Here is a 2,153-nt window from a genome sequence, read left to right as displayed (position 1 = left end):
GTCAGATCGCGCGCCGGCGCCCATCCCTTCACTTGCGGGTTGTCGACCTCCTCGACCTTGCACCAGGGATTGCCGTTGACCTCGTTGCAACCGAAATTCTTCACACTGGCGCCGCCGGGCAGGCGTCCTTGCACCCTGCCGGTCGCCGACGCGGTGACGCGGATGTTGAGGAGATCGTCCGGCGCGAGGCCAGTGACGATGGAGACGATGGTGGTGGACGGATCCTCGGCTCTCGCCGGCAGGGCCGTCGCCAGCAAAAGGGCGGCGGCCAACGCGACCAGCATCGTTCCTGGCGTATTCGTGCGCCTCATCACCTGGCCATGGCCGATAGGTTCCATCTGGCAGGCTGGCGCTATGGCGCCGCCGCCTGCCGAGGCGGTTTTATAGAAGACGAGGCAGCGCCATGTCACCCCTGAAAAATTCCGAGCTGGCTCAGGCCGGCATGAGCAAGCTCAGCCCGGCATGAGCTAGCTCAGCCTTGCATGAGCAAGCTCAGCCTTGCATGAATCCGGTTCTGAGCGCGTGCGCCCATTCCGGCCGTCCCGCCTGTTCGGCCTGCCTGGCCGCGGCCTCATGGTCGTAGTCGACGGCGATGGCCTCGAAGCGGTCGGGGCGGCCGGGCTCGCCGAGGTCGACGATGCCGGAGCGCGCATGCGGGGTGCCCTGCTCGGAGACATGCGCCGGCGGCGTGTCATCATCATAGGCCGGGCAACCAATGCTGCCGGGGTTGAAGATGACCGGGCCGCCGGGAATACGAATCAGCTCTGCGCGATGGCTGTGGCCGCACAGCACGATGCGGCAGGCGCGGTCGAGCGACTTCAGGCGCCGCCTGATCGCGGCCAGCGGCGCGCGCACCAGCTGGCCGTCGGTGATGGCATCGGCGAGATACTTTTCATCGTGGTCGGGGCGGGCGTGGAAGGCGACCACCCCGGGCGCGATCTCCAGCGTGAGCGGCAAGGCGAGCAGCGCCTCGCGCTGCGCCACCGTCAGCCGGTCCTGGGCGTAGCGGTCGGACGGCCACATCGTTTCGTCGGCGGGGTCCTGCGCCACGCGGCGGTCATGGTTGCCGCGCACGGTCGGCAGGTTGAGCGCCTGCAGCCGTTCCATCGTCTCGCGCGGCCAGAGCGGGCCGGAGACACAGTCGCCGAGATTGACGGCGATGTCGGCCCCGCCGCGGCGCTCGAGATCGTCGAGCACCGCATCGAGGGCAAGCACATTGCCATGGACGTCGGCGAGAACCGCAATGCGCATCAGGCGCTGATCTCGATCTCGGCGGCGCCGACCATGTGCAGCGACTTGTCATCGCCGGCGGCGGCGATGACGCTGTCGAGCAGGCCGGGGAAGCGGCGGTCGAGGTCGTCGCGGCGCAGCCTGATCATGCGGTTGGTGCCGACAGCTTCGGTGCGGGTGACGCCGGCCTCGCGCAGTTTGGCCAGATGATAGCTGAGATTGGTCTTGGAGCCGAGATCGAGGAACTTGCTGCAGTTCATCGGCACGCCTTCCTTGCTGGCGAGAAAGCGCACGATGGCAAGCCTGGTCGGGTCGCCGAGCACGGCGAGCACGATCGGCAGGCTGATCTGGTCAGCATTTGGGTGGGGCAGTGTCATGCCCGAGAATTAAGCACAAACAGAGCCAACTTCAACGCGTCTCCTCCTGCGGCGGGTGCAAACGATCTGATCATCGCGGACCAGTCCTGACACAGGGCTGTCAGCAGGGTTCAGCTATTTTTCCCTGGCTTCATTGACATCATGCCTCGCCATGTCCAATTGTTCAATAACTTTTGAACTAAAAGGACACTCCCATGGACAAGCGGATCTTCTGGCTTGCGCTCGGTTCGTTCGCGATCTCGACCGAAGGCTTCGTCATCTCCAGCCTTCTGCCTGACATCGCGGCCGATGCTGGCATCTCCGTTCCGCTCGCCGGCTCGCTGATCACCGCTTTCGCGCTCGCCTATGCGTTCGGCGCGCCGGTCCTGGCGACCTTGACCGGCGAGTGGGACCGGCGCAGCGTCATCCTGTGGACGCTGGTGTTCTTCGTGCTCGGCAATGTGGTGGCGGCTCTGAGCTCGTCGTTCGAATTGCTGTTGATCGCCCGCATCATCATGGCGCTGTCGTCCGGTCTGTTCGCCGCGACCGCGCAAGGCACGGCGGCGG

The 2,153-nt window shown here is 65.8% G+C and carries 4 protein-coding genes; 1 reads left to right on the top strand and 3 read right to left on the bottom strand.

Annotated elements, in window-relative coordinates:
* The 3 genes from EOA33_RS33230 to EOA33_RS33220 all read right to left on the bottom strand — a co-directional run.
* A partial coding sequence (locus tag EOA33_RS33230; RefSeq protein ID WP_145989439.1) for an SH3 domain-containing protein occupies positions 1-311 on the bottom strand: 311 nt, incomplete at its 3' end.
* Positions 312-492: 181 nt separating this feature from the next.
* Positions 493-1,251: a metallophosphoesterase family protein gene (locus tag EOA33_RS33225; RefSeq protein ID WP_127407546.1), complete on the bottom strand. Its 759-nt coding sequence runs from the start codon at positions 1,249-1,251 to the stop codon at positions 493-495.
* Entirely contained in the window at positions 1,251-1,607 is a 357-nt protein-coding gene (locus tag EOA33_RS33220; RefSeq protein WP_127407545.1) for a helix-turn-helix transcriptional regulator, read from the bottom strand. Before EOA33_RS33220 ends, EOA33_RS33225 begins: the two co-directional genes overlap by 1 nt.
* 194 nt (positions 1,608-1,801) lie before the next feature.
* Here EOA33_RS33220 and EOA33_RS33215 point away from each other — a divergent pair.
* Positions 1,802-2,153 (top strand): MFS transporter (locus EOA33_RS33215; RefSeq protein WP_145989438.1); only part of this gene is annotated, 352 nt, incomplete at its 3' end.

Source organism: Mesorhizobium sp. M4A.F.Ca.ET.050.02.1.1 (genome assembly GCF_003997725.1).
Classification (GTDB): domain Bacteria; phylum Pseudomonadota; class Alphaproteobacteria; order Rhizobiales; family Rhizobiaceae; genus Mesorhizobium.
This window is presented reverse-complemented; position numbering and strand designations above follow the sequence as displayed.

What these genes read in the sequence shown, in the direction of transcription:
- EOA33_RS33225 (WP_127407546.1), bottom strand. Translation starts at nt 1,251, where the DNA reads ATGCGCATTGCGGTTCTCGCCGACGTCCATGGCAATGTGCTTGCCCTC.
- EOA33_RS33220 (WP_127407545.1), bottom strand. Translation starts at nt 1,607, where the DNA reads ATGACACTGCCCCACCCAAATGCTGACCAGATCAGCCTGCCGATCGTG.